General features: G+C 65.7%; 22 protein-coding genes and 2 pseudogenes. 16 read left to right on the forward strand and 8 right to left on the reverse strand.

Annotation, left to right across the window (positions count from 1 at the left end; translation table 11 throughout):
* Nucleotides 1-101 precede the first annotated feature (101 nt).
* On the forward strand, nucleotides 102-1544 hold the full coding sequence (locus QZM35_RS13770; protein ID WP_301776145.1) for a sensor histidine kinase: 1443 nt from the start codon (nucleotides 102-104) through the stop codon (nucleotides 1542-1544).
* Nucleotides 1545-1557: 13 nt separating this feature from the next.
* Here the strand turns inward: QZM35_RS13770 and QZM35_RS13775 are convergent, their stop codons facing one another.
* Nucleotides 1558-2031: a thioesterase family protein gene (locus tag QZM35_RS13775; RefSeq protein ID WP_089429652.1), complete on the reverse strand. Its 474-nt coding sequence runs from the start codon at nucleotides 2029-2031 to the stop codon at nucleotides 1558-1560.
* A gap of 231 nt (nucleotides 2032-2262) precedes the next feature.
* On the opposite strand from QZM35_RS13775, the gene QZM35_RS13780 reads away from it, so the two are divergent.
* Nucleotides 2263-3201, forward strand: a complete 939-nt coding sequence (locus QZM35_RS13780; RefSeq protein ID WP_089433676.1) for a response regulator — start codon at nucleotides 2263-2265, stop codon at nucleotides 3199-3201.
* 495 nt (nucleotides 3202-3696) lie between these two features.
* On the opposite strand, the pseudogene QZM35_RS38155 reads toward QZM35_RS13780, so the two are convergent.
* Nucleotides 3697-3822: pseudogene (locus QZM35_RS38155) on the reverse strand (AraC family transcriptional regulator); the annotation flags it as partial.
* Between the two features lie 233 nt (nucleotides 3823-4055).
* Between QZM35_RS38155 and QZM35_RS13785 the strand changes: the two are divergent.
* The 6 genes and pseudogenes from QZM35_RS13785 to QZM35_RS13810 all read left to right on the forward strand — a co-directional run bounded on the left by QZM35_RS13785 (nucleotide 4056) and on the right by QZM35_RS13810 (nucleotide 10788).
* A complete protein-coding gene (locus QZM35_RS13785) occupies nucleotides 4056-4985 on the forward strand; it encodes a TauD/TfdA family dioxygenase (protein ID WP_089433677.1) in 930 nt (309 codons plus the stop codon).
* Between the two features lie 46 nt (nucleotides 4986-5031).
* A complete protein-coding gene (locus tag QZM35_RS13790; RefSeq protein ID WP_301776146.1) occupies nucleotides 5032-6063 on the forward strand; it encodes an ABC transporter substrate-binding protein in 1032 nt (343 codons plus the stop codon).
* Between the two features lie 64 nt (nucleotides 6064-6127).
* A pseudogene (locus QZM35_RS13795) lies at nucleotides 6128-7115 on the forward strand (ABC transporter ATP-binding protein).
* Entirely contained in the window at nucleotides 7112-7999 is an 888-nt protein-coding gene (locus tag QZM35_RS13800; protein WP_089429657.1) for an ABC transporter permease, read from the forward strand. Before QZM35_RS13795 ends, QZM35_RS13800 begins: the two are co-directional and overlap by 4 nt.
* A 167-nt stretch (nucleotides 8000-8166) precedes the next feature.
* Nucleotides 8167-9384, forward strand: a complete 1218-nt coding sequence (locus QZM35_RS13805; RefSeq protein WP_301776147.1) for an acyl-CoA dehydrogenase family protein — start codon at nucleotides 8167-8169, stop codon at nucleotides 9382-9384.
* A 42-nt stretch (nucleotides 9385-9426) separates the two neighbouring features.
* Nucleotides 9427-10788 carry an LLM class flavin-dependent oxidoreductase gene (locus QZM35_RS13810; protein ID WP_301776148.1) on the forward strand — a complete coding sequence of 454 codons (1362 nt, stop codon included), beginning with the start codon at nucleotides 9427-9429 and terminating at the stop codon, nucleotides 10786-10788.
* Between the two features lie 2 nt (nucleotides 10789-10790).
* Here QZM35_RS13810 and QZM35_RS13815 read toward each other — a convergent pair whose 3' ends face one another.
* The 4 genes from QZM35_RS13815 to QZM35_RS13830 all read right to left on the reverse strand — a co-directional run bounded on the left by QZM35_RS13815 (nucleotide 10791) and on the right by QZM35_RS13830 (nucleotide 15216).
* Nucleotides 10791-11978, reverse strand: a complete 1188-nt coding sequence (locus tag QZM35_RS13815; RefSeq protein WP_089433682.1) for an LLM class flavin-dependent oxidoreductase — start codon at nucleotides 11976-11978, stop codon at nucleotides 10791-10793.
* 109 nt (nucleotides 11979-12087) lie between these two features.
* Nucleotides 12088-12612 (reverse strand): c-type cytochrome, encoded by a 525-nt coding sequence (locus tag QZM35_RS13820; RefSeq protein ID WP_089429661.1) that lies wholly within the window; start codon nucleotides 12610-12612, stop codon nucleotides 12088-12090.
* Nucleotides 12605-13888, reverse strand: a complete 1284-nt coding sequence (gene soxC / locus QZM35_RS13825; protein WP_301776149.1) for a sulfite dehydrogenase — start codon at nucleotides 13886-13888, stop codon at nucleotides 12605-12607. Before soxC ends, QZM35_RS13820 begins: the two co-directional genes overlap by 8 nt.
* A 143-nt stretch (nucleotides 13889-14031) precedes the next feature.
* The gene (locus tag QZM35_RS13830; protein WP_089429663.1) at nucleotides 14032-15216 is read right to left on the reverse strand and encodes a porin; all 1185 of its coding nucleotides are present in this window, start codon (nucleotides 15214-15216) and stop codon (nucleotides 14032-14034) included.
* A gap of 483 nt (nucleotides 15217-15699) precedes the next feature.
* Between QZM35_RS13830 and QZM35_RS13835 the strand changes: the two genes are divergently transcribed.
* Nucleotides 15700-16044 (forward strand): DUF3088 domain-containing protein, encoded by a 345-nt coding sequence (locus QZM35_RS13835; protein ID WP_089429665.1) that lies wholly within the window; start codon nucleotides 15700-15702, stop codon nucleotides 16042-16044.
* Between the two features lie 46 nt (nucleotides 16045-16090).
* Nucleotides 16091-17089 (forward strand): ABC transporter substrate-binding protein, encoded by a 999-nt coding sequence (locus QZM35_RS13840; protein WP_089430120.1) that lies wholly within the window; start codon nucleotides 16091-16093, stop codon nucleotides 17087-17089.
* 118 nt (nucleotides 17090-17207) lie between these two features.
* On the opposite strand, the gene QZM35_RS13845 is transcribed toward QZM35_RS13840, so the two are convergent.
* A complete protein-coding gene (locus tag QZM35_RS13845) occupies nucleotides 17208-17627 on the reverse strand; it encodes a hypothetical protein (protein ID WP_301776150.1) in 420 nt (139 codons plus the stop codon).
* Between the two features lie 316 nt (nucleotides 17628-17943).
* On the opposite strand from QZM35_RS13845, the gene QZM35_RS13850 reads away from it, so the two are divergent.
* On the forward strand, nucleotides 17944-19065 hold the full coding sequence (locus QZM35_RS13850) for a DUF2827 domain-containing protein (RefSeq protein ID WP_089429667.1): 1122 nt from the start codon (nucleotides 17944-17946) through the stop codon (nucleotides 19063-19065).
* 650 nt (nucleotides 19066-19715) lie between these two features.
* On the opposite strand, the gene QZM35_RS13855 is transcribed toward QZM35_RS13850, so the two are convergent.
* Nucleotides 19716-20285, reverse strand: coding sequence for a lipocalin family protein (locus tag QZM35_RS13855; RefSeq protein WP_301776151.1), 570 nt, complete (start codon nucleotides 20283-20285; stop codon nucleotides 19716-19718).
* A 250-nt stretch (nucleotides 20286-20535) separates the two neighbouring features.
* Between QZM35_RS13855 and QZM35_RS13860 the strand changes: the two genes are divergently transcribed.
* The 5 genes from QZM35_RS13860 to QZM35_RS13880 all read left to right on the forward strand — a co-directional run bounded on the left by QZM35_RS13860 (nucleotide 20536) and on the right by QZM35_RS13880 (nucleotide 24567).
* Nucleotides 20536-21147: a sigma-70 family RNA polymerase sigma factor gene (locus QZM35_RS13860; protein WP_301776152.1), complete on the forward strand. Its 612-nt coding sequence runs from the start codon at nucleotides 20536-20538 to the stop codon at nucleotides 21145-21147.
* A complete protein-coding gene (locus tag QZM35_RS13865; RefSeq protein WP_301776153.1) occupies nucleotides 21144-21878 on the forward strand; it encodes an anti-sigma factor in 735 nt (244 codons plus the stop codon). The genes QZM35_RS13860 and QZM35_RS13865 overlap by 4 nt, the downstream gene beginning before the upstream one ends.
* Nucleotides 21879-22031: 153 nt before the next feature.
* A complete protein-coding gene (locus QZM35_RS13870; protein ID WP_301776154.1) occupies nucleotides 22032-22865 on the forward strand; it encodes a DUF1295 domain-containing protein in 834 nt (277 codons plus the stop codon).
* A complete protein-coding gene (locus tag QZM35_RS13875) occupies nucleotides 22862-23962 on the forward strand; it encodes a cyclopropane-fatty-acyl-phospholipid synthase family protein (protein ID WP_301776155.1) in 1101 nt (366 codons plus the stop codon). Before QZM35_RS13870 ends, QZM35_RS13875 begins: the two co-directional genes overlap by 4 nt.
* Entirely contained in the window at nucleotides 23959-24567 is a 609-nt protein-coding gene (locus tag QZM35_RS13880; RefSeq protein ID WP_301776156.1) for a lipocalin family protein, read from the forward strand. Before QZM35_RS13875 ends, QZM35_RS13880 begins: the two co-directional genes overlap by 4 nt.
* Nucleotides 24568-24613 lie beyond the last annotated feature (46 nt).

Here is a 24613-nt window from a genome sequence, read left to right on the forward strand (position 1 = left end):
CGCCGCGCTCGCTCGCCGAGCGCGGCGTGCTACTCTCGCGAACGGCACCGGCCAGGACAGTTCAGTGGTGCGCGACCCGTCAACATGGTGGATTCACGCATATGTACTCGATCTTGCCTGCGTTCGTATCTGCGTTGTTTCTCGGGTTCGGCCTCTACGTGCTGGCCACCAAGGGGCTCACGCGGGTATCCGTCCCGTTCGCCCTGATGTGCGCGACGACCTTCGTCTGGCAGGGAACGTGGGCCTTCCTGTTCCAGACCACCGACTCGGACGTCGCCAACGTGCTGGTCAAGGCCGGCTATCTGTTCATCCTTTTTCTGCCGACGACCTTCTATCATTTCGTGACGGAAATCGTGTCGCGTCGGGACGAGCGGCCGATCATATTCGCGTCCTACGGACTCAGCGTCCTGCTGGCCGTGCTGCTGGTCACGAGCAATGCGGTCGTCGATGGATTCCGCCCGCATTTCTTTGGCCCGTATCCCAAGGCGGGCCCGCTGCATCCGTTGCACGTCGTGCAGACGGTACTCCTGGTCTGCCGCAGCGGTTGGCTCCTGATCGAGGCAAGACGTCAGGGGCGGGCGCGAGACGTCCGGCAGTTGCTCACGCAATGCCTCGTCAGCCTGGGCCTCTACTCGCTCGCGGCGACCGACTATGCGGTGAACTACGGCGTCGACTTCTATCCGGTGGGGGTGCTGTTTATCGCGATCAGTCTCGGGATACTCGCGACGTCGATCGTCCGCTATGGGCTGATGGGTCCCTATCTGCTGGCCGCGACGGTCGCGCACGAAGTGGCCACGCCGCTGGCGGCGATCGGCCTGCACGCGGACGAGCTGCGCGCTGTCCTGCCGGAGCTGCTGCGCGGGTATCGGCTGGCGGTGCAGCACCGGTTGTGCGCCGACGGTTTGTATCCCGGACAGCTGGAGCGGCTGCCGACGCTTGCGTCGTCGATCCGGCGCCAGGTCGACACCACCAGCACGGTGGTCGAGATGTCCCTGGCGTCCTTTACGCTGGACCGACTCGATCGCCACAGCTTCGCGGCCTATCCGATACGGGCCTGTGTCGACGCCGCCGTGGATCGCTTTCCGTTCCGTCCGGGTGAGCGGGACCGCGTATCGGTCGACGCGATCGATACGGACATCCGGTTTTTCGGCTCCGACTCGCTCGTGATCTTCGTGATCTTCAATCTGCTGAAAAATGCCCTGTACGCGATCCACGCCAACGGCCGTGGGCAGATCGAGATCGACGCGCATCGCAGCAACGGTTACTGCGTGGTGCGTTTCAGCGATACGGGGCCGGGCATCGCCCCTGATGTGCTCCCTCAAATTTTCGACGCCTTTTTCTCGACCAAGTCGCACGGTCGCGGCGCCGGCATGGGCCTGAGTTTTTGCCGCCGCGCATGTGAAGCGCTCGGTGGCACCATCACGTGTGAATCCGTTCCCGGCATCCGCACCACGTTCACGATCCGGCTGCCGGAGCCCGGGGCGCCGGCGGACCCGACACTGAACGGTCCGCCGGCGCTCCCCCCGCGCTATCGCATCGGGTAGGGCGGTCTCACATTCAGTTCGCGGCGGACGGCAGGATCAGCTCATACGCCTTGACCCGCTCGATGATGCCCGGCGGAAACCGGCGGATCCGCTTGTCGGAACCGGCAAACACGATTTGCTGATACCCCAGCGACACCTGCCGCCCGTCCACGTAGAAGCGAAACAGCAGGTAGGCCGAACATTGCCGAACCTCGAACGTATTGAGAAAGCAATCGACACGCTGGAACGGAAACGTCTCATGGACGTATTCCTGATGCGCGCGCTTCGTCACGAATGCCCCGCCGGCCCCCATCAGGTTGTTGTGGATGCATTCGTGAAACCAGCGTTCACGGCACACGCCCTGCCATTCGAAATAGCGTGCGAAATAGGTATTCATGAAGGCATTGGAATCCTTGAGGTAAATGTCCACCACATGATGGAAGGTTTTCTCGGAAATATGGGCCGTTTCGTTGGAAAGGACGTGAAGAATCGCGTCGCGCGTCAACATGGATAACTCCTTGAATCGCTACTGGCGGTAGCGGCGCATTCCTTCAACGAGAAGGAATGGCCCGATTCTCCCCGTGCAATTCCGCGGAGCGGTGCAGTCGAAACGTGCCGAATTAGCGAATGAAGAGCAGTTGATGTGCGTCGCACTTTCGCCGGATAATTGCCGCGATAATCATTCGCGGCAAAGCGTCTCCGTTGCCGCATTTTCTTTTGCTGATTTATCGAGACCCTTATGCAACCCTTCGTCAGGCAGCCGGTGCTTTACCCCGTGTCCGTGGTATTTGTCGACGACAATCCGGATTTCCTGCAGGCGCTGCGGGGCGCATTTCCGGACGAACGCCTGAACCACTTTTTTACGCACCCCCGGGCGGCGCTCGACTTCGTGTCGTCGCGTGACGCGGAGATACCCCCCACGGCTGCGGACTATTTCGGTGCGGAGAAAACCGGCGGGAATGCGATCGGCGAGGATGCGCTCGCCGATCCTGCCCGATTCGAGGCGGTGGGCGCGGTGGTCGTCGACTATTCGATGCCGGAGGTCGACGGCATCCAGTTCCTGACCTCCATCCGCAACGCGAACTGCATGAAAATCCTGCTCACCGGCATCGCCGACGAGCGCGAGGCGGTGGCCGCGTTCAACGCGGGACTGATCGATTGCTATCTGAAGAAAACCGACGTCGAGATGGCGCGCAAGCTGGCGAGCGCGCTGGACGACGCGAAACGCAAGTGCTGCGCGGCCCGCGGGCACATCAGCCTGCATGAAGCGGGAGCGACCTACCGGGATCCACGGATCGTCAAGCTGATCGATGAGGTGGCCGCGCGGGAAGGCATCGTCGAATACTACTGGCGCCCCAATCAGGACGCGGTGCTGATGTTCGATGCCGCCGGCGCGCCCAGTGTATTTCTCGCCTGGAGCGAAGAGGACTGGGCGTTCCACTGCGATATCGTGTCCGACGCGGGCGGACCGGCCGAATTGCGCCAAGGCATGGAAGCGCGCCGCATCATGCCGCTATTCTGGCCATTTCAGGCCTATCGGCCGGGCCTCGCGGACATTCGCCGTGCGGCCCCGCTTCCCGTTCCGGGATGGCATGGCACGTTTTATAGCTGGATCCGGCTGGATGATCCGGCCACCGAGCACGAACTGCCTACATTGGCAAAATGGCGTCACGCGTAAAGGATCATCCGCTCATTTTCAAACGGGCGGTGCTGTCGTCGTCTCGGTAGCCACTCAAACTGGAACAATCCCTGTCAATGTTGTCAGTTATCAGCGGCGCGGGATTTTGTTTCAATACACACCTTGTTCCGAGGGCCACCCAATATTCCAATAGACGGCACATCCGTTCAGTGCAGACCGTTGACCAACGGTCTGCACGCGCTCTCAATATCGATCGATTCTCGATCTGATATTGTCACCACCCTTCACAAAAGCTGCAGCGGCAAACGATCCGCAAAATTTCCGACTGATGCGTTGAAGCGCGTTTTCACGGCGCGTCGATTGAGCTCGTTTGCCGGAATGCGTCCGCCGGGCCCGTCATGCATTGAAACGGACGCCCTCAGGCGCCCAACCCCATTAATACGCGCCGGAATGCGGCAATCGAACTGAAATCGAAAGCCGTGCAGTGATCGTCGCGAAATGCGGGATCGGACCCGCATCCGATCGAGCGGTATTTCAACGGCCTGTTATCCGCCCGACTCCGCCCGACTCACTCGCAAAGTCATGGCGATACGCGCGGGGCGAGCAGCCCACGATGCGCTTGAATGCATGTCCGAACGCGCCATCCGAGTCGTAGCCGAGCCCAGCACGCGAATGTCCTGAAGGGGCCGTGCACGTACCCGACCCGGCGACGGAATCGTGACGGCCGCCGCGATCGGCCGTTTTCGCACGTGAGCCCGCCGTCCGCCGCCGCGCCGTATGCGGGAGCAGCGATCTTTATCAGCGCAGCAGATAAACGTATCGGAATCGCTTCGTTGACGCCGTCCGGCACGCACTCGTAGATTCGCGTTTTTGACCGAATCAGGAGCCGTGCCGTGACGACTACCGCCATCCGCGACGACGCATCGCTTTGCGCCGGGCATCCGCCCGCGTCGCGGCCGCGCGTTGCGGCGCAGCACTTCGACATCGTGCCGTTCGATGCGCCGCTCGGTGCCGAAGTGGTCGGCGTCGACCTGTCGCAACCGCTCGACGCCGGCGACTTCGCGCGCATTCATCGCGCGCATCTCGACCATCACGTGCTGGTGTTTCGCGACCAGCGCATCACGCCGGACGAGCACATCGCGTTCAGCCGCCGCTTCGGCCCGCTGCAGATCCACGTGCTTCACCAGTTCGCGCTCGCCGGCCATCCGGAGGTGCTGATCGTGTCGAACGTCGTCGAGAACGGCAAGCCGATCGGGCTCGGCGACGCGGGCCATTTCTGGCACTCCGACCTGTCGTACAAGGAGAAGCCGAGCCTCGGCTCGCTGCTGCATGCGCAGGAACTGCCGGCCGAAGGCGGCGACACGCTGTTCGCGAACATGCATCTCGCGTGGGACACGCTGCCGGCCCATCTGCGCCGCGCGGTAGAAGGGCGGCGTGCCGAGCATACGTATCTCGCACGCTATGCGGAGCTGCAGGCGCGCAATCCGTGGCGGCCGAACCTGTCGCCCGAGCAGATCGCGCAGGTTGCCGCGGTCGTGCATCCGGTCGTGCGCACGCATCCGGAAACGGGCCGCAAGGCGCTGTTCGTCAGCGAGCATTTCACGACGCGCATCGTCGGGCTGCCCGACGACGAAAGCCGCGCGCTGCTCGACGAGCTGTTCGCACACAGCGTGCGTGCCGAGCATGTGTACCGGCACCCATGGCGCGAGCACGATCTCGTGTTCTGGGACAACCGCTCGCTGATGCATCTCGCCGCCGGCACGCCCGACCATCTGCGCCGCAAGCTGTACCGCACGACGATTGAAGGCGACGCGCCTTTCTGAGCCACGTGCCGCGTCAATCTTCCGCCCCATCCTGACTGGAGTTCCGATGCCGTTCTCGTTTTTGCCGGCGCGCCGCGCGCTGGCGGCCGCACTGACCGCAACGCTTGCGTTCGCCGGCGCACTCGCCCCGCAAGCCGCGCACGCGGAAGGCCGCATCCGCATCGCCGAGCAGTTCGGCGTCGTCTACCTGATGCTGAACGTCGCGCGCGACCAGCAGTTGATCGAAAAGGAAGGGCGCAAGGCCGGCCTCGACATCAAGGTCGACTGGGTCCGGCTGTCGGGCGGCGCGGCCGTGAACGACGCGCTGTTGTCCGGCGCGGTCGACATCGCGGGCGCGGGCGTCGGGCCGCTGCTGACCGTGTGGGACCGCACGCGCGGCCGGCAGAACGTGAAGGGCGTCGCGTCGCTCGGCAATTTCCCGTACTACCTCGTCAGCAGCAACCCGAACGTGAAGACGATCGCCGACCTGAGCACGAAGGACCGCATCGCGGTGCCGGCGGTCGGCGTGTCGGTGCAGTCGCGCGTGCTGCAGTATGCGGCCGCGAAGCAGTGGGGCGACAAGCAGTTCGACAAGCTCGACGCGCTCACGCAGGCGATTCCGCATCCGGACGCGACGGCTGCCATTCTGGCGAACAGCAGTGCGATTACCGGCCACTTCGGCAATCCGCCGTTTCAGGAGCAGGAACTCGCCGGCAACCCGAATGCGCACATCGTGCTGAATTCCTATGACGTGCTCGGCGGCCCGAGCTCCGCGACGGTGCTGTATGCCACCGAGAAATTCCGCGACGACAACCCGAAGACCTATCGTGCATTCGTCGCCGCGCTGGCCGATGCCGCGCGCCAGATCGCGGCCGATCCCGAGCGCGCGGCCGATACCTATATCCGCGTGAACGCATCGAAGATCGATCGCGCGCTGCTGCTGAAAATCCTGCGCAATCCGCAGGTGCAGTTCAAGACCGCGCCGCAGAACACGCTCGCGCTCGCGCAGTTCATGCACCGCACCGGTGCGATCCGCACCGAACCGAAGTCGTGGCGCGACTACTTCTTCGACGATCCGGCGACGGCCGGCGGCAGCTGAGCGGAGCCGCTTCGACGCCGCGATCGACGTTTATGCGTCGGTGCGGTTTCGATATGGGCAATCGATGGTTGGTCCGCGAAAGGTCTGGCCGCATGCTGATGCTTTACCCGCAAGAGATTCGATCGTGAACGCCACTTCTCCCCGAACCTGGCTGCCGCCGTATGCGGCACGCGGCGGCGCGGCGCCTGCCGTCCACCCCGTGCCCGACGCGCAGGTCGCCGGCCGGCCCGCGCCGGATGCCGCGCAGGCTGGCGCGCACAGTGAACGCCTGCTCGCCATCGACCGGGTGAACCTCGAATACCGCAGCGGCGCGCGGATCGTGCGCGCGACCCACCAGGTCAGCTTCGACGTGTATGGCAGCGACCGCTTCGTGCTGCTCGGCCCGTCGGGGTGCGGAAAGTCGACGCTGCTGAAGGCGATTGCCGGCTTCATCGAGCCTGTATCGGGTTCGATCGCGCTCGACGGTCGGCCGGTGCGCGGGCCGGGCCCTGACCGCGTCGTGGTGTTCCAGGAGTTCGACCAGTTGCCGCCGTGGAAGACGGTCGTCGAAAACGTCGCGTTTCCGTTGCGTGCCGCCGCCAGGTTGTCGCGCGCCGAAGCACGGGAGCGCGCGCTGCATTATCTCGACAAGGTCGGGTTGAGCGGGTTCGCCGACGCCTATCCGCACACGCTGTCGGGCGGCATGAAGCAGCGCGTCGCGATCGCGCGCGCACTGGCGATGCAGCCGCGCGTGTTGCTGATGGACGAGCCGTTCGCCGCGCTCGACGCGTTGACGCCGCAAGATGCAGGAGGAACTGCTGCGCCTGTGGGACGAGTTCCGTTTCACGCTGCTGTTCGTCACGCATTCGATCGAGGAAGCGCTCGTCGTCGGCAACCGGATCCTGCTGCTGTCGCCGCATCCGGGCCGCGTGCGTGCGGAACTCAACAGCCACGAGCATTCGCTCGACAACGTCGACACCGGCGACTTCCGCGACAACGTCGCGCGGATCCATCGCCTGCTGTTCGATACCGACACGACCCGCGTCCCGACGACGGAGGCATCTGCATCATGAGCACGATCGATCCGGCCCTGCCGCCGCTACCGCCCGTGCGCGCCGAATACGAACGCACGCTCGACACGCTGCCCGACGCCGAACGTGCCGTGCCGGCTCCGCTGTGGCGTCGCGTCGCCGGTGCGGGATGGTTTCGGCGCAGCGTCATCGCACTCGTGCTGATTGCCGCGTGGGAGATCGTCGCGCGCATCGTCGCGAACGATCTGCTCGTGCCGACCTTCGGCGCGACGCTGGCCGCGTTCGTGCAGGGCATCGAGTCCGGCGAACTGCTGGTGAAGACGGGCATCTCGCTGTCGGTGTTGCTGCGCGGTTACGCGCTGGGCGTGTTCTTCGCATTTGCGCTGACATCGCTCGCGGTATCGACGCGCATCGGCCGCGACCTGCTGGCGATGCTGACGTCGATGTTCAATCCGCTGCCGTCGATCGCGTTGCTGCCGATCGCGCTGCTGTGGTTCGGGCTCGGCACCGGCAGCCTGCTGTTCGTGCTCGTGCACGCGGTGCTGTGGCCGCTCGCGCTCAGCATGTATACGGGCTTCGCGGGCGTGCCGGCCACGCTGAAGATGGCGGGGCGCAACTACGGCCTCACGGGCCTGCGCCAGATCGCGCTGATCCTCGTGCCGGCCGCATTGCCGTCGATCCTGTCGGGCCTGCGCGTCGGCTGGGCATTTGCGTGGCGAACGCTGATCGCGGCCGAGCTGGTATTCGGCGCGAGCGCGGGCCAGGGCGGGCTCGGCTGGTACATCTTCCAGAACCGCAACGAGCTGTATACGGATCGCGTGTTCGCCGGCCTCGCGGCCGTCATCGTGATCGGCCTGCTCGTCGAGAACCTCGTGTTCGACACGCTCGAACGCGTGACCGTGCGGCGCTGGGGCATCCAGCACTGATGTCACCGCACGCGGCAATTCCCGGCGCATGCATAACGTAAGCTGAAATCGGCTTTTCACGCGCGCCGGGTGCGTCCCTATACTTTGCGATGCTGCGCATGCGGCGGTTCGCGCATGTCGCGATCGCGCTGCGCAGCGCCCGATCTTCCCGAACAAGGACTTGCCGAATGACTGCCCGTGATGCCGTCGATCCGCGCGACGCGTTGCGCGACGCGCTTGCCGCGCTACCCGATCTCGCAAGCGCGATCGGGCAGGATGCCGCGCAACGCGAGGCGCGTCGCGAACTGCCGTTCGAGGGGTTTGCGATCTTCCGCCGCTCGGCGCTGGGCGTGCTGCGGATTCCGGTGGAGCGCGGCGGCCTCGGCGGCACGCTGGTCGATCTGTTCGATACGATCGCGACGCTGGCCGCCGCCGATTCGAATCTCGCGCACGCGCTGCGGATCCACTACGACCAGATCGAGACGCTGCGGCTGTCGCCGCGCACACCGTTCAACGACGTGCAGCTCGAGCGGGCGCTGGCCGGCGCGATCTTCGGCGGTGCGTCGACCGAGCGCGGCACGTCGCGGCCCGGCGAGAACACCACGGTGTTGCGTCGGGACGGCGATCACTATCGCGTGACGGGCCGCAAATACTATTCGACCGGCACCGCGTTTGCCGATTTCGCGCGCATCAACGTGGAGAACGAGCAGGGTGACGCGGTCGCCGTGATCATTCCCGTCGCGCGGGACGGCGTGCAGGTGCTCGACGACTGGGACGGCATGGGCCAGCGCATGACCGCGAGCGGCAGCCTGCTGCTGAACGACGTGCAGGTGTTCGCGGATGAGGTGGCCGCGCGCGACGGCTCGACGCTCGTCGGCCGCCATTGCGGCGCGCTGCGGCAGCTGCATCTCGTCGCGACGGGGGCGGGCATCGTGCGCAACGTGGTTGCCGATGCGCGCCGCTACGTGCTCGGGCACGGCCGCCCGGTGCTGCACAGCCCGGCGCCGACCGCACGCGACGATCATTTCATCCAGCAGGTCGTCGGCGAGCTGTCCGCGCACAGTCATGCAATCGACGCGCTCGTGCGCGAAAACGCGCGGGCGCTCGACCGTTCCGCCGACGCGATCGAAGCCGGCGATGCCGATGCACATGCGCTGGTGCTCGACAGCGCGCTCGCGACGGCACGCACGCAGCTCATCGTCAGCAAGCTGGCGCTGCATGCGGCGGAGCGGCTGTTCGAGGTCGGCGGCGCGTCGGCGACGGCGCGCGAACACAACTTTGACCGGCACTGGCGCAACCTGCGCACGATCTTCAGCCACAACCCGTTGCTGCACAAGGCGCGCGTGATCGGCGACTACGAGCTGAACGGCGTGACGACACACCTGACCGAAGGCCGCGTGTTCTGACCTGGCCGCGCGCGCGGCCCTCTTTTCCGGAAACCCTTCCCGATGACGACCCGCACCGGACACCTGCATCTCGGCGCATTCCTGTACCCGACCGGCCATCACATCGCCGCGTGGCGCCATCCCGGTTCGCAGGCCGACGCGGGCGTCGATTTTCGCCACTACGTGCGGCTTGCCCAGGCGGCCGAGGCCGCGAAATTCGATCTCGTGTTTCTTGCCGACGGCGTGGGCACGCGCGGCGACGACGTCGAGTTCCTGAGCCGCACCGCGCACAGCTACGTCGCGCAGTTCGAGCCGCTGACGCTGCTGTCGGCGCTCGCGGCCGTTACCGAGCGAATCGGCCTCGTCGGCACCGCGTCGACGAGTTTCAACGAGCCGTTCCACATCGCGCGCAAGTTCGCATCGCTCGACCACATCAGCGGCGGTCGCGCAGGCTGGAACCTCGTCACGTCGTCGAGTGCGCACGAGGCGCGCAACTTCAATCGCGATACGCATTTCGATCATGCCGAACGCTACGCGCGCGCGGAGGAGTTCGCGGATGTCGTGCGTGGCCTGTGGGATAGCTGGGACGACGATGCATTCGTGCGCGATCGCGCATCGGGCCGTTTCTTCGATCCGCACAAGCGACACGTACTCGACCATCGCGGCCGCTTCTTCCAGGTGCGCGGGCCCTTGAACGTCGCACGACCGCCGCAGGGACACCCGGTCGTCGTGCAGGCCGGTTCGTCGCCGGCCGGTACGCGGCTGGCCGCGCGCACGGCCGAAGTGATCTTCACCGCGCAGCAGACGCTCGACGACGCGGTCGCGTTTTATGCGGACGTGAAGGGCCAGCTCGCGGCGTTCGGCCGCGATCCCGATACGCTGAAGATCATGCCCGGCGTGTTTCCGGTGGTGGGCCATACCGAAAGCGAAGCGAAGGAGAAATTCGACGCGTTGCAGTCGTTGATCGACCCGACGGTCGGGCTCGCGCTCGTCTCGGGCCTCACCGGCGGGTTCGACCTGTCCGCGTATCCGCTCGACGGCCCGATTCCGCCGCTGCCGGAGACGAACGCCAGCAAGAGCCGGCAGGCACTGACGATCGAGCTCGCGCGCCGCGAAAACCTGACGATCCGCGAACTCTATTTGCGAGTCGCAGGCGCGCGCGGCCACTGGCAGCTCGTCGGCACGCCGGAGCAGATCGTCGACCAGCTCGAAGAGCGCTTCGTGCGTTACGGCGCGGACGGCTACAACGTGATGGCGCCGACGTTGCCCGGTGGCCTCGACGATTTCATCGCGCTGGTGCTGCCCGAGTTGCGCCGCCGAGGGCTGTTTCGCGACGACTATGCGGGCCATACGCTGCGCGAGCATCTGGGGCTGCGCCGGCCCGTACGCCACGACACCACCGCCCGTACCGAAACGGCTGCCTGACGTCAGCGCCGCAGACCAGCATCGCGCAGTAGCGGCAGCACGCGCTCACCAAAGAAGTCGAGCTCGGGCTTGAAGTCGTAGAAGCTCAACTGGATGCCGTCGATGCCTGCACGGTGCAGGCGCACGATGGTATCGGCGACTTCTTCCGGCGAGCCGGTGATCGAGATATTGCCGCCGATCGCGCGCGAGGCAGCCTGCGAGCGCTGTTCGAAGCCGCCTCGCCACGCATGCGCGTCACTGTCGAAACGGTGGAAGCTGCCTTCGTCCGCATGCGCGACGATCGCGTCGCGGTACGCACGCGCTTCCGCCGCCGTCTCGCGGCAGATCACGAGCGGGTTGAGCAACGTGCGGATCGTTCGGCCGCGCGCCGCGGCGGCTGCCTTCACCCGTGCGGTATGCGCGGGCAGCGCAGCGATCGCGTGCTCGGCATCCGTGCCGGCCGGGCTCGTGACGAACACGATGTCCGAGTAGCGTGCGGCGAAATCGATGCCCGCATCGGAGCCCGTCGCGTTGATCAGCAGCGGGCGACCGTAGCGCGGCTTCGGCGTCACGAATGCGCCGCCCAGCCGCCAGCTCGACAGCACCGGCGTGTAGCTGAAATTGTCCGGTTGCGCCCACAACTGCTGGACCGCGTCGAGAAATTCGGCGGCCATTTCGTAGCGCCGGTCGTGTTCGATCCGGTTCCAGCCGAACATCTCGTGCTCGATCGCGCGGTGGCCGGTCACGACGTTGATCCCCCAGCGCCCGCGCGAGATGTGATCGAGCGTCGCGGTGAACTTCGCGAAATGCAGCGGATGCCAGGGCCCGTACAGCACGTGGCTCGTCGCGACGAGGATGATCCGTTCGGTGCGCGCGGTCAGCGCGGCCAGCGTCATGAACGAGTCGAGCGCCTGGCCGTCGAACACACCGCCGTAACCGCCTTTCGGCAGCCACTGCGACAGCGCGAACACGAGATCGAAGCCGAGTGCCTCCGCGCGCGCGACCAGGTCGGCGTTGTAGTCGAAGGTCCAGTCGGTCGTGCGCGGCAGCGTCGACGCGCTCCAGCCGCCGGCCTGGATCGGCAGGAACAGCCCGAGCATCAGCGGCTGCGCGAGGACACGCGAGACGGGGCTGTCGGGGAAATCCGCCGGTGAGCGCACGTCGACGAACGGCGACGGCGCGACCGGAGCGGCGAGGGACGTGTCGCTCATGAAGGCTTCCTTGCGGGTTGGACATGTAGCGGACGACAACGCGCGGCACGTGCGGCGGCGAATCGCCCGGGTGTCATGCACGATGTGCGTGCGCGCGGTTCGAGCCGCGTCATAGCGTGCCGGGCCTCGGATCGGACACGAACCCGTCGCGGTTCGGCATCCGCACGCGTGGCAGCGTGCGCGCGTCGAGCCGTGCATCGGCGGGCACGATGCCGTTCAGATGGAGCACATAAGCGGTGACCGCATAGACTTCGTCCGCGCTCAGCGATTGCGGCGCGTTGTACGGCATCGCGCGGCGGATGTAGTCGAACAGCGTCGTCGCGTACGGCCAGTAGCTGCCGACCGTCTTTTTCGGCTTGGCGCTCGCGAGCGAGCCCAGTCCGCCGACGAGCGGATCGCCGACGCCGCCTTCGCCGCCGGCACCGTGGCACATCGCGCATTTGTCCGCGAACACGTGAGCGCCGCGCGCGACCGTGCCCGAGCCGGGCGGCAGGCCGCTGCCGTCGGGCGCGACGTCGATGTCCCACGCCGCGAGCGCCGCGCGGTCGACCGGCTGGCCGAGACCGTAGCCCGCGCCGAATGCGCTCGGGACGCTCAGGGATGCGACGAGCAGGCAGGCAAGCGGCTTACGCATTGCGCACCTCGCCGTCCGTGCCGATGCGCCAGTTCTGGATACCGTTGTAGTGGTACTGCGAGTTGACGCCGCGAGCGGCGACGAGCGCCTCGCGGGTCGGCTGCACATAGCCTGTGTCGTCGGTGGCGCGGCTTTGCAGGTCGGCCGGCTCGCCGTTCCAGATCCAGTCGGCTTCGAAGCGCGTCAGCGCGCGATCGCGCACGTCGCCCGCGAGTCGAGCGGGCCGCCAGGTGCGGCCACCGTCGGTCGAGACGTCGACCGCGCGAATCCGGCCGCGTCCCGACCACGCGTAGCCGCCGATCGGGTAATAGCCGTGCGCGGCGAGCCGATGGCCGGCCGACGGCCGCGTGATGACCGACTTCGCATCCATCTCGAACACGAACTGGCGCGCGCAGCCGCCGGGCAGCAGGTTCGTGTATTTCGACGTTTCCTCGCGCGTCATCTCCGGCGCGCGCACCAGTTTCAGCCGCCGCAGCCACTTGATGTTCGTGTTGCCTTCGAAACCCGGCACGATCAGCCGTACCGGATAACCGTTCTCGGGGCGCAGCCGCTCGCCGTTCTGCGCATAGACGACGAGCGCGCGCTCGAGGATCCGGTCGAGCGGCAGGCTGCGCGTCATTGCCGCGCCGTCGGCGCCTTCGGCGAGCAGCCAGCGTGCGTCCGGATCGATGCCGGTTTCGTCGAGCAGCGTCGACAGCCGAACGCCTGTCCAATCGCAGCACGACAGCAGCCCGTGCGTGAACTGAACGGGCAGCCCGCTCGGGCCGTTCCATTCGCTGCCGGTGTTGCCCGAGCATTCGAGGAAGTGGATCCGCGACTCGGACGGAAAGCGCAGCAGGTCGTCGATCGTGAACACGCGCGGCTCGCGCACGAGGCCGTGCACGACGACGCGATGACGCTGCGCATCGATCTCCGGCACGCCCGCATGATGACGCTCGTAGACGAGGCCGTTCGGCGTGATGTCGCCGAACAGGTCGGCGAGCGGCGTCATCGACGAGCCGGAGCCGGGCAATGCCGGCGTGCGGGCGCTGCGGCGGATCACGTCGCGTTCGTGCGGCCCCGGCACGCCGTAGGGCGGCGACAGTAGCGGCGCACCCGGTTCGCGTGTCCATGGCGGCACGTCGAGCGGGGAGCGCGGAGAGAGCGGGGCGAGCGGCTGGCTCGCCAGCGCGCCGCTGGCAGGCAGCATCGCTGCCGCCCATCCGCCGGCGAGCCGGCGCAGTGCTGCGCGCCGGCCGCTGCGCGGTGGGTGGGGCGGGAAACGGGAGTCGGTCATGGTCGAACGCGTATCGTGCGCCGGGGCAGCACGCGGGGAAACGCCCATTCTCGGCAACCGAACCCGGTGCGACAAACAACGATTCCCGCTTTGCTTATCGCACCACGCTGCACCACGCTGCACCGCGCCCGATACGCTCGCCGTCAGAACTTCACGCGCAGCCCAGTGACGAACGCGACCTGGCGGTTCGTCGACGACGCGCTGCCGATGTTCGAGATCGCCGCGATCTTGCGATAGCCGCCCGACGTTGCCGTGCTCGCGTCGCCGGCCGCGAGCTGGTAGATGCCGGACAGGTAGATATCGGTGCGTTTCGACAGCGCGTAGTCGAACCCGAGCGTGAACTGGTGCCAGCGCGGTTTCAGCGTCTGGCCGCCGGTGCCCGGCAGGCCGCTCGCGCGCCCGTCGGTGAACGTATAGACACCGATCAGCGTGGCGGCCGGCGTGAGCTGGTAACGCGCGTTCACGTCGTAGTTGTTGAACTTGCGCGACGAGCCGTCGAGATAGTTGAGCTGCGTGTGGCTCCACGCAAAGCCCAGCGTCGCAGGGCCGAGCGCGTAGTTCGCGCCGACCACGCCGATCTGCTGCTTGAGCACGCCGCCGTTCAGCCCGTAGAAGAATCCGCCGCTGTAGTCGTTGCCGGTGGTGGAGGTCGCACCGCCCACCGCGCCGCTCGTATTCGACGTCGAATTCGGATGATTGATGCGGACATAGCCGGCGCCCACCGACAACGGGCCGTTCACGTAGTTTGCCGACGCGCCCCACGCGTTGTTGTTCGAGAATCCGGTGCCCGCGCCACCGTTGGCCTGGTTACTGAACGCATAGAGCAGGTCGGCCGTGAAGCCGGCGATCGTGTCGCTGCGGAACTTCACCGCGTTGTTCAGCCGGAAGCTCTGGTTCATGTTGTCGTTGTCGCCCACGTGCGTGGCCGGCGACCAGAAGCCGGACCCCGAGTACTGCGCAACGAGGTCGGTGATCGGCTCGTACTGGCGGCCGAAGGTCAGCGTGCCGAGCCCCTTGCTGGCGAGGCCCACGTATGCGGAGCGGCCGAACAGGCGGCCGCCCTGGCCGAGCCCGCCGTCGCTCGGCCGGAACCCGCTTTCGAGCGTGAAGACCGCCTGCACGCCGCCACCGAGATCTTCCACGCCTTTCAGGCCCCAGCGGCTGCCGCTCAACTTGCCGCTCGTCTGCTGGATGTTGCTCGCGCCACCCTGATTGTTCGTATAAGCGAACCCGGCATCGACGACGCCGTACAACGTGACCGAACTCTGCGCATGCGCGCTGACCGAACCGATCGAAACCAAACCCAGGACTACCGTTTTTTTGATCATGACTATCCTCTTTTTTATGGGTACATCTGCGAGGATCACGATCCTATTGATGACGGTGGTGCCGGCGAACGGTCGATCCGTGGTTTGCAAATCGCTGCGCGGCCGATTTGCAATATGAGTTGCCGCAAGCCCTGCATGTGCGCCGCGATCGCGTCCGGCACCCATGCTGCGGCGAACGTATCGCGCGAACGGCGAACGTCGAGCACCGGATACACGCGGGCGCCGTCATATCGATCGATGAAATCGTTCGATGTCCGCACTACCGGCGGCCCGGCGTGCGATGTTTTTACGCTACGCCCGCTGTGCGGCGCGCGCCTGATGCGCTACGTGCGGCCGCATATCGATTCCGCAAAACGTTGGTAGGGCCGTGCGACGCATGCCGGTAGAGTCGGGCATCCGGCCTGGGGCCGGCATGCTCCGGGAACGGAAGGGCGCCCAAGCGCATTCATCCCGGCTGAACCACGAACAAGGGAGCCGTCTGTCATGAGTCGCGATGTGCTGTTTCTGCTGGAACCGGGCTTTGCCGATCCGAAGCATCCGGGCCAGCGCTTCGTCTGCCCGCATGGACTGTCGATCGAGGGGCTGCTCGCGAGCGCACCCGATCGCGCGAGTCGAATCGACGTGAAACGTGTCGGCTTCGAGCGGCCGCGGCACGCGGTGGTCGACGCGCTCGACGATGCGCACCAGGGGCTGCCGGTCCTCGTGCTCGGCCGCGACCAGCCGGCGCCGGACGACGCGCAGACGCTCGGCGACGTGCGCTTCGTCACCGACGCGCGCCGCATCCTCGAACTGCTGGCCGAGCGCCACGGATTTCCGGTGCTGCATTGACGCAGCGCTTTTCACTTCCCGTTTGATCGACCGACAGGAGCATCCGATGTCGTCAATTTCGGCGGCACGTCGCCGTTTGCTGCTCGCCGGTGCCGCGGTGGCGGCGGCGCCATGGGCCGCGAAGGCCGCGTTCGCCACGCCCGCGGTCAGCACCGATCTCGCCGGCACCACGTTGCGCGTCGCAACCTACAAGGGCGGCTGGCGCGCGCTGCTGCAGGCGGCCGGGCTGGCCGACACACCGTACCGGATCGACTGGCGCGAGCTGAACAACGGCGTGCTGCACATCGAGGCGCTCAACGCGGATGCGCTCGACATCGGTTCGGGCAGCGAAATTCCGGCCGTGTTCGCCGCGCGACAGAAGGCCAACGTGCGGCTCATCACCCGCGTGCGCGAGGACCTGAACAACCAGGTCACGCTCGCGCGCAAGGACACGACGATCCGCAGCATCGCGGACCTGAAGGGCAAGCGTGTCGGGTACGTGCGTGCGACGACGTCGCACTACTTCCTGTATCGCCAGCTCGCGGAGGCCGGCCTGAGCTTCGACGATATCCAGCCGATCAACCTGTCGCCGGCCGATGGCTTGTCCGCCTACGATCGCGGCGACATCGACGCATGGGCGATCTACGGCTACAACGGCCAGCTTGCGCGCAATCGCTACGGTGCGCGCGTGCTGAAGACGGGGAAGGGCTATCTGTCGGGCAACTTTCCGGTCTATGCGAACCCGCGCACGCTCGACGATGCGCGCCGTCGCGCGGCGACGGGCGATCTGCTGCTGCGGTTTCGACGCGCGTATGCATGGGCGAACACGCATTTCGGCGACTATGCGCTCGTGCAGAACCGCGAGACGCGCGTGCCGGTTGCCGATCTCGTCGCGATGTTCGACCAGCGCAGCGAAGACTACGCGCTGCTGCCGGTGACGCCCGACGTGGTGGCGCAGCATCAGCAGGTCGCGGATGTGTTCGCGCGGATCGGTGTGCTGGATGGGCCGGCCAATGTCGCGCCGCTGTGGGATACGTCGTTCAACGCGCTGGTCGCGGCGACGTGAGCGGGGGTAATGAGAAGGCGGCCTGAGGGCACATGTGCTTTCGGGAAACGCTGCTTTCCCTTCGTGAGCGAGGCTTCACGCCCTGCGCGGACCCCGATGGGAGATTTTCTCGACCGGGTCAGGCGAACGTCGTCGCGACCATGATGCCGAACACGACGCCGATCGCGATTCCGCACAGCCGGCCGTAAATCGACGCGCGCACATTGTCGTCGAGCACGAACGGCGAGCGTTTGTGCTTCCATACCGTGCTGAATGCGACGGGGCGCGTCAGCAGCGTGATGCACGCGATCAGCACCGGCGTGGCGATGAGCATCGCGATGCGCGGCCCGTTCCAGTCGACGCCGTGCATCGCCAGCGAAACGATCGCGGCAAGCGGAACCTCGACGCACAGGCCCAGCAACGAACCGTTGACGAAGGAATCTCCGGGGGACTGGAACATGATCGGTCCTGGCGTTCGGATGTAATCGGCGCCCGGCTCGAGCTCCCGAAGATAAAAAACCATGGCCGTTGCCCAAGGTCGATCGACCGCATTCGACATTAGCCACGATGACGGGCGGATAGTACGGCAAATCATTCGCACGTTGGCGGGTATTCAAGCTATTTAACAAATGTCCCGGTTAGGCGCGCATTTTCGCGCTCAGGGCCGCCCGGACATCGTCGACTGGATCCGACGCGATTTCAATCGACAACCGTACTTCCTTGAATACGAAACCCTGCGCGCCGCTGTATGGCATGCCGTGCAGGGTCACCCGTGCCGAGCACGCATGTCAGATTTTGACAGTTCTTGACAGCTGGAGACCAGTGCAGCGCTATGATCTAACTCTTTGTTGGACGGGCATCCTGGAGAACCTCCCATGAGTTTGGCACGCTCACTCAGCGTCGGTATCACAATTGGCCTTCACCACGCGGCGGAGAGTCTCTGGGTCAACGGCATCAAGCAGAACGCCTTGTATCTGATGAAGCTCTTTCAACACTCGCCTCTTGGCCATCAGGTCACCCTCGTCAACACCACGAACGTCCGGATCACGTCGGAACTTCCGTGGGATACCACGCAGTATCCGATACGCTCGTTCGACGATGCGAAAGACTCGCTCGATGTCCTGATCGAACTCGGGGGGCAAATTGACCAGCAGCAAACCGCGTATCTGCAGGCACGCGGTACAAAAGTCGTGAGCTATTGCTGCGGTCCGGAATACGTGCACATGATGCAGGCCATGATTTTTGGCAGACGGCATGCGGAAACGGTATTCATCAACCAACGTTATGATCAAGTGTGGATCATCCCGCAAGTTGTCGATACCAGCGCGAGCTACTTCAGCGTATTACGACGCCAGCCGGTTCGTGAAGTCCCGTTCGTTTGGGACCCGATGTGCGTCGAAGAGCGGTCGGCAGCGCTTCCGCATCGCGGGGAGTATCGTCCAACCGGGCAATCGAAGCGCCTCTCCATCATGGAGCCGAATATCGACGTTACGAAGTTTTGCCTCTATCCGCTCTTGATTGCAGAACTGGGCTATCGGAAGTTTGGCGAAAAGATATCTTACGTGCACGCGACGAACACGGAGCATCTTGCAAAAAACAGCCCCGAATTTGTTGGCATCGCGCACCACCTCGACCTGGTGAGAGACTCAAAGATAAGCTTTGTCGGCTATTACAACACCCCTCAATTTCTTTCGGAACATACCGACATTGTAATATCCCATCAATCAGGGCTTGCGCTGAATTACTTCTATTTCGATGTGTGCTGGAACGGGTATGCATTGATCCATAACGCATACCTCTGCCGTGAGCTTGGTTATTTTTATAATGGACAGGATGCGGAGGAGGGTGCACTGCAACTCGGGCAGGCAATCGATTCGCACGATGAGAAATGGGTTGACTACAAAAATCGACAGCGCGAATTTATCGGTGGATTTCTGTCGACAAATTCGAGACAAATCGAATCATACGACAGGCTCCTGATCGGTCTTTTTGATTAAATTCACGACATTTCACTGGGAAAATCAGTAAGCCGCTGACTGAAGCGGAGTGAAGTTTGATTCGGAATGGGCGTGTCGCTGCCGCCTCGAGGTCGGTATTGACGGCGAGCCGGTAGCATCAAGTGGAGCGACGTTGGTCTTACACGTTGAGTGCGCTATTCGCTGATCAACGCTTATCTCGAACAGCACGCTCGCTGCCGATGTGCCTGCTTGATGTCGACTACCATACCGCGCTCTGGCCAGACAATGCCGCCGCCATTTCCGATATCGGGCTGCTCCAGTCACCCAATGTCGCTTGCCGATACAGCTGCATGGACCTGTACCACGGCGTATCGCGATGGCTGTTGGACCAACGCTCATCGCATGCAGCCGACAGCAACACCCACACGGGCCGTCCGAATGCTCCAGCGAGGTGGGCCGGTCCTGTATCCACGGCAATCAACAAATATCATTTATTTGACATAATGCTGATGATCAATTTTTTTAATTGTAGTAGCTAAGTTCAAATGTCCGTTCGGGACGTGCGGCCGTACGGCTGAACCTGAACGTGCGCCAGGTGGAACGGCTGGTCATCAGGTATCGAGAGCACGGACCTGGCGGCTTTGCTCCAGGCCCGACGGCGCCGTACACGCATGCCGCACGCGGTCGCCCTAATGCGCGGTGCGCCGCAACATCGTCGTGTCGTAACCGAGCGCCCGCACCCGTTCGACGAGCGCCGCGACCTGTTCAGCGGAAGGCTTCGCATCGCGCGTCAGGATCCACAGGAACCGCCCCGACGGTTCACCGACGATCGACCACGCGTAGTCGTCGGCGCGATCGAGCACCCAGTAATCGCCGAAGAAGAACGGCCCGAAGAACGACACTTTCAGCTTTGCGCCGCCGCTGTCCGCCACGATCCTTGCGCGGCCGTCGGCGCTTCGCGCGCGGCCGTCCGGCCCGCCTTCGCGGCAGGTATTGCGCACGCCGACGAGACCGTCTTCCCGCTTCGCATAGTCGGCCGTCACGCCGTCGCATCCGCGCTCGAAGCGGTTTTCGTACCGCGCGAACTCGTACCATCTGCCGACGTAGCGATCGAGATCGACGGATTTCGCGGGTTGCGGAACGTGTGCATTCCCGCTGGGCCCGCCGGCGAGGCCTGCACATCCCGCCAGCACCAGGGCGGCGCCCGCCACGATCACGCCCGCGGCCCACAGCGGTCGGCCCACGATACTTCGCTTCATTGAATGACTCTCCAGACACGAAACCCGCTCATTGTGCACGCAACCGACGGTAGTCGGCCGCATTCGCCGCACGTTGCGGCTGCCTGAATCCGCGCGGACGCGTCGCTCGTATCTGGTTGAAGAGATCACAGCGGGCGTTGCGCTGCACAACGTGCAGCGGACGTGCCACCGATCGTTCGATCACATGCATCCGGGAGTGCTATATTTCGCTCGACATTCACATCATGGCGATCCGCGCCATCCACTTCGCATGAGCGACACGCCAGGCGGTGCCAGCGGCTTCGATCAGTCAGCCCCTTCGCGCGATGCCGATGCGGATGTCGCGCGCCGCGAACATCTGAACCGGGTGATGCTTCAGGCAGCATCCGGCGATCAGGCGGCTTTCGCGGAGTTGTATCAGCTGACCGCGTCGCGGGTGTTCGGGACAATCGTGCGCATGCTTCACGATCACGGCGAAGCCGAGGATATCCTCCAGGAGGTCTACACGACCGCATGGCGCCGCATCGACACGTTCGACCCGACGCGCGGCGGCGCGATGACGTGGCTGATCACGCTGGCACGCAACAAGACGATCGACCGCTTGCGGCAGCATCGCGACGCGCAACTCGACGACGAACAGGCGCTTGAGCTTCCCGCCGATGATCCAACGCCCGCCGCGCTGGCGGAGGCCTCGCAGGAGCGCCAGCGCCTCGAGCGCTGCCTCGCGCAACTCGATCCGCAGCAGGGCCGCGCGGTGCGCGAGGCCTTCTTCAGCGGCGCGACCTACAGTGAGCTGGCAGCGCGACTGCGTGTGCCGCTCGGAACCATGAAGAGCTGGATCCGGCGCAGCCTGATGCAGCTGAAGGTGTGTCTGGAGCAATGAATACGCCGGCCGATCACGATCCCGAATTGCGCTGCGCCGAATACGCGCTCGGCGTGCTCGACGCAGACGCGCGCCGCGAGCTGGAGCAGTCCGCCGCTCGCGATCCGGCGTTGCAAGCCACGCTCGAGCGCTGGCAGCGCCGCCTCGCCCCGCTCGCGGACGACGTCACGCCCGTCGACCCGCCCGCGCGAACCTGGACGAGAATCCAGCACCAACTGGGCTTCATCCCGCCGCCGCGCCCACGCGGCGCTGCGCCATCCGCCGGATGGTGGAACAGCCTGCGACTGTGGCGCTGGGTCGGCATGGGCGCGAGCGTGGCAGCGCTCGGGCTGCTCACGGTCAACGTGATCCGGGTGGGTGAAGCGCCGCCGCGCCCCGCTGCCGAAGACAGCCACTACATGGCGGCCACGCTGGCACAAGCGGATGGCGTCGCACGGTGGACCGCCACGGTCGACTTGCGGCGTGCCCGGATGGTCGTGGTGCCCGCGAACACGCCGCCGGTCGCCGCGGACCGCTCGACGGAGCTCTGGCTGATTCCGCCGAATGCGAAGCCGATCTCGCTCGGCGTATTCGCGTCGAACGCACCGGCGTCGATGACGCTGCCGCAAGCGATCGCCGCGCGACTCGATGCACGCGCGGTGCTCGCCGTATCGCTCGAGCCTCACGGCGGCTCGCCGAGCGGCCAACCCACCGGGCCGGTGCTCGCCACCGGCGCGATGCACACCACTTGACGCGCGCAACGCGCGCTCGCCCTGTAAACGCAAAGCGCGGCGGCGTGCCGCCCGCTGCCGTCTCTCTCGACGACATCACGCATCTCGTCGCATTCGTCTGCATCCGATCGGTCGCCGGCTCCGTATAAAGGGTATCGCGCCCTCGGAGCCCGTATGCCCGCCGTCGTCGTTGCCCTCCTCGCCTTCGTCGGACTGATCCTGTCCTTCACGGCGGTGTGGATTATCCAATTGCAATCCCGGAACGCCGGGATGATCGATCCGGTCTGGGCCGCGACGCTGGGCGGCGTAGCCGTGTTCGTCGCCGTGCTGGCGACCGGCCCGGAATTGAATCGTGCGCTCGTCGCCGCCGGCGGCGGCATCTGGGGGCTGCGACTCGCGCGGCACCTGTGGCGGCGCAATCGCGGGCAGCCGGAGGACCCGCGCTATCGACAGTTCCGCCTGCAGTGGGGCGACGCCGCACCGCGCAACATGTTCTGGCTGTTCCAGTTGCAAGCGCTGATCTCGATGCTGCTGTCGATCGCGTTCTTCATCCCCGCCTACAGCGCGGCAGCCCCGTCCCGGTTCGCGATTGCCGCGGCAGTCGCGATCTGGATCGCCGCCGTCGCCGGAGAGACGGCCTCCGACCGGCAACTCAAGCGGTTTCTCGCGGATCCCGACCACGGCGGCCAGGTCTGTCGCGCCGGTTGGTGGCGCTATTCGCGGCACCCCAACTATTTTTTCGAGTGCGTGCACTGGCTCGCCTACACGGCCCTGGCGATCGGCATGCCGTGGGGCTGGCTGACGCTGTTGCCGCCCGTCCTGATGGCATGGCTGCTGCTCAAGGTATCCGGCTTGCCGCTGCTCGAAGCGCGTCTGGTGCAAAGCCGGCCGGGCTACCGCGAGTACATGCGCACGACCAGCGCCATCGTTCCGTGGCCTCCGAGGCCGGCGCCCAGCCCTTCCCCCACTCGATCCGATCACCCTGACGACCGGAGCACGCGATCATGACCGCTACCACCTCGCCACCGTCGCCGGCCTCGGTGGCGGCACCCAACGACACCTGGCTGATTCGCTGCTGCGAGCGCGGCTGGCTGCCGGACCGGCTGATCCGGGCCGGCATGCGCTCGCTCATGCGGCAACGCCTGCGCGCCGAACACGCGTATGACGGCGAACAGCGCGCGGCGGCCCACGACACGCTGGTGCGTGAACTGGGCGCGAGCCCGATCGCAATCGAGACGCTCGCGGCGAACACGCAGCATTACGAAGTGCCCGGCAGCTTCTTCGAGGCCCATCTCGGCCCGCGGCTCAAATACTCGTGCGGCTATTACCCGCGTGGCGACGAAACGCTGTCGCAGGCGGAGGACGCGATGCTTGCGTTGTACGCGCAGCGCGCGAGACTGGCGGACGGCCAGCGCATGCTCGACCTCGGATGCGGCTGGGGTTCGCTGTCGCTCTGGCTCGCCGAGCGGTATCCGGCGGCGCAGATCGTCGGCCTGTCGAATTCGCACGGCCAACGCCACTTCATCGAGCGATGCGCGGCGCAGCGCGGGCTGACGAATCTGCGCATCGTGACCGGCAACGTGGTGGAGTTCGACTTCGATCCCGCGGACGCCGGCTTCGACCGCGTGCTCTCGATCGAGATGTTCGAGCACATGAAGAACTACGGGCAACTGCTCGCCAAAATCGCGCGCTGGATGCACGACGACGGCAAGCTCTTCGTGCACATCTTCGCGCACAAGCTGCTCGCCTATCACTTCGCGGTGCGCGACGACACCGACTGGATGTCGCGCCATTTCTTCACGGGCGGGACGATGCCGTCGGCCGACCTGCTGCTGCGGTTCCAGGACGACGTGCGCATCGCGCGCCAATGGTGGCTCGACGGGACGCACTACGCCCGCACGGCCAATCAGTGGCTCGCGTCGCTCGATGCGGCGCGCGACCGGATCATGCCGATTTTCGAGACGGTCTACGGCGCCGACGCCCGCCTCTGGTTCCAGCGCTGGCGGATGTTCTACATGGCGGTCGCCGAGCTGTTCGGCTATGCCGACGGGCAGGAATGGGGCGTCGCCCACTATCTGTTCGACAAGCGCCGGGTGCTCGCATGAGGGCCGCGATCCCGTACCGGGTTCTCCGCCGCGTCGCCGCCACGGTCGTGACGGCGCTCGCGATCGGGGCCGCCGGGTGCTCGGGCAGCCCGCCGAATCTGAATCCGCGCGCCGCCGTTCCGCTGTCGACCGTACCCGTCGACTTGCCGCGCTACATGGGCCGCTGGTACGTGATCGCGAACATCCCGTATTTCGCGGAACGCGGCTTCGTCGGCAGCCGGGCCGAGTGGCGCCTGCGTGACGACGGCCGGATCGACGACGCATTCGTCGGCTTCGACCAGCCCGAGAAGCACTATCGGTTCGTCGACGCCGTCAAGCCCGGCAGCGGCGGTGGCGAATGGCGCGTGCGGCTGTTCTGGCCCGTGTATGTCACGCAACTGACGCTCTACGTCGACCCCGACTACCGGTACACGATCCTCGGCTACCCGGGCAAGACGCTCGGCTGGATCTTCTCGCGCGCGCCGACGATGGACGAGGCCACCTATCGCTCGCTGCTCGCCCGGCTCGATGCGATGGGTTACGACACATCGCGCTTCAGGCGGGTGCCGCAAACACCGGACCAGCTCGGCAAGCCGGGCTTCGCGTCGCCCGGCGATCGCGAATGAACACCGCACCTGCATCCGCCGCGCGCGGTGCGTCGTATATGAGCAC

The organism is Burkholderia sp. AU45274, from assembly GCF_030482505.1.
Taxonomy (GTDB): domain Bacteria; phylum Pseudomonadota; class Gammaproteobacteria; order Burkholderiales; family Burkholderiaceae; genus Burkholderia.

Excerpts from the sequence above, each read along its gene's own strand:
- QZM35_RS13820 (WP_089429661.1), bottom strand. The coding sequence starts at position 12,612 with ATGCGTAAGCCGCTTGCCTGCCTGCTCGTCGCATCCCTGAGCGTCCCG.
- QZM35_RS13870 (WP_301776154.1), top strand. The coding sequence starts at position 22,032 with ATGCCCGCCGTCGTCGTTGCCCTCCTCGCCTTCGTCGGACTGATCCTG.
- QZM35_RS13850 (WP_089429667.1), top strand. The coding sequence starts at position 17,944 with ATGAGTTTGGCACGCTCACTCAGCGTCGGTATCACAATTGGCCTTCAC.
- soxC (WP_301776149.1), bottom strand. The coding sequence starts at position 13,888 with ATGACCGACTCCCGTTTCCCGCCCCACCCACCGCGCAGCGGCCGGCGC.
- QZM35_RS13810 (WP_301776148.1), top strand. The coding sequence starts at position 9,427 with ATGACGACCCGCACCGGACACCTGCATCTCGGCGCATTCCTGTACCCG.
- QZM35_RS13815 (WP_089433682.1), bottom strand. The coding sequence starts at position 11,978 with ATGAGCGACACGTCCCTCGCCGCTCCGGTCGCGCCGTCGCCGTTCGTC.
- QZM35_RS13860 (WP_301776152.1), top strand. The coding sequence starts at position 20,536 with ATGAGCGACACGCCAGGCGGTGCCAGCGGCTTCGATCAGTCAGCCCCT.
- QZM35_RS13845 (WP_301776150.1), bottom strand. The coding sequence starts at position 17,627 with ATGTCGAATGCGGTCGATCGACCTTGGGCAACGGCCATGGTTTTTTAT.
- QZM35_RS13855 (WP_301776151.1), bottom strand. The coding sequence starts at position 20,285 with ATGAAGCGAAGTATCGTGGGCCGACCGCTGTGGGCCGCGGGCGTGATC.
- QZM35_RS13780 (WP_089433676.1), top strand. The coding sequence starts at position 2,263 with ATGCAACCCTTCGTCAGGCAGCCGGTGCTTTACCCCGTGTCCGTGGTA.
- QZM35_RS13840 (WP_089430120.1), top strand. The coding sequence starts at position 16,091 with ATGTCGTCAATTTCGGCGGCACGTCGCCGTTTGCTGCTCGCCGGTGCC.
- QZM35_RS13875 (WP_301776155.1), top strand. The coding sequence starts at position 22,862 with ATGACCGCTACCACCTCGCCACCGTCGCCGGCCTCGGTGGCGGCACCC.
- QZM35_RS13865 (WP_301776153.1), top strand. The coding sequence starts at position 21,144 with ATGAATACGCCGGCCGATCACGATCCCGAATTGCGCTGCGCCGAATAC.
- QZM35_RS13830 (WP_089429663.1), bottom strand. The coding sequence starts at position 15,216 with ATGATCAAAAAAACGGTAGTCCTGGGTTTGGTTTCGATCGGTTCGGTC.
- QZM35_RS13770 (WP_301776145.1), top strand. The coding sequence starts at position 102 with ATGTACTCGATCTTGCCTGCGTTCGTATCTGCGTTGTTTCTCGGGTTC.
- QZM35_RS13805 (WP_301776147.1), top strand. The coding sequence starts at position 8,167 with ATGACTGCCCGTGATGCCGTCGATCCGCGCGACGCGTTGCGCGACGCG.
- QZM35_RS13835 (WP_089429665.1), top strand. The coding sequence starts at position 15,700 with ATGAGTCGCGATGTGCTGTTTCTGCTGGAACCGGGCTTTGCCGATCCG.
- QZM35_RS13790 (WP_301776146.1), top strand. The coding sequence starts at position 5,032 with ATGCCGTTCTCGTTTTTGCCGGCGCGCCGCGCGCTGGCGGCCGCACTG.
- QZM35_RS13775 (WP_089429652.1), bottom strand. The coding sequence starts at position 2,031 with ATGTTGACGCGCGACGCGATTCTTCACGTCCTTTCCAACGAAACGGCC.
- QZM35_RS13880 (WP_301776156.1), top strand. The coding sequence starts at position 23,959 with ATGAGGGCCGCGATCCCGTACCGGGTTCTCCGCCGCGTCGCCGCCACG.
- QZM35_RS13800 (WP_089429657.1), top strand. The coding sequence starts at position 7,112 with ATGAGCACGATCGATCCGGCCCTGCCGCCGCTACCGCCCGTGCGCGCC.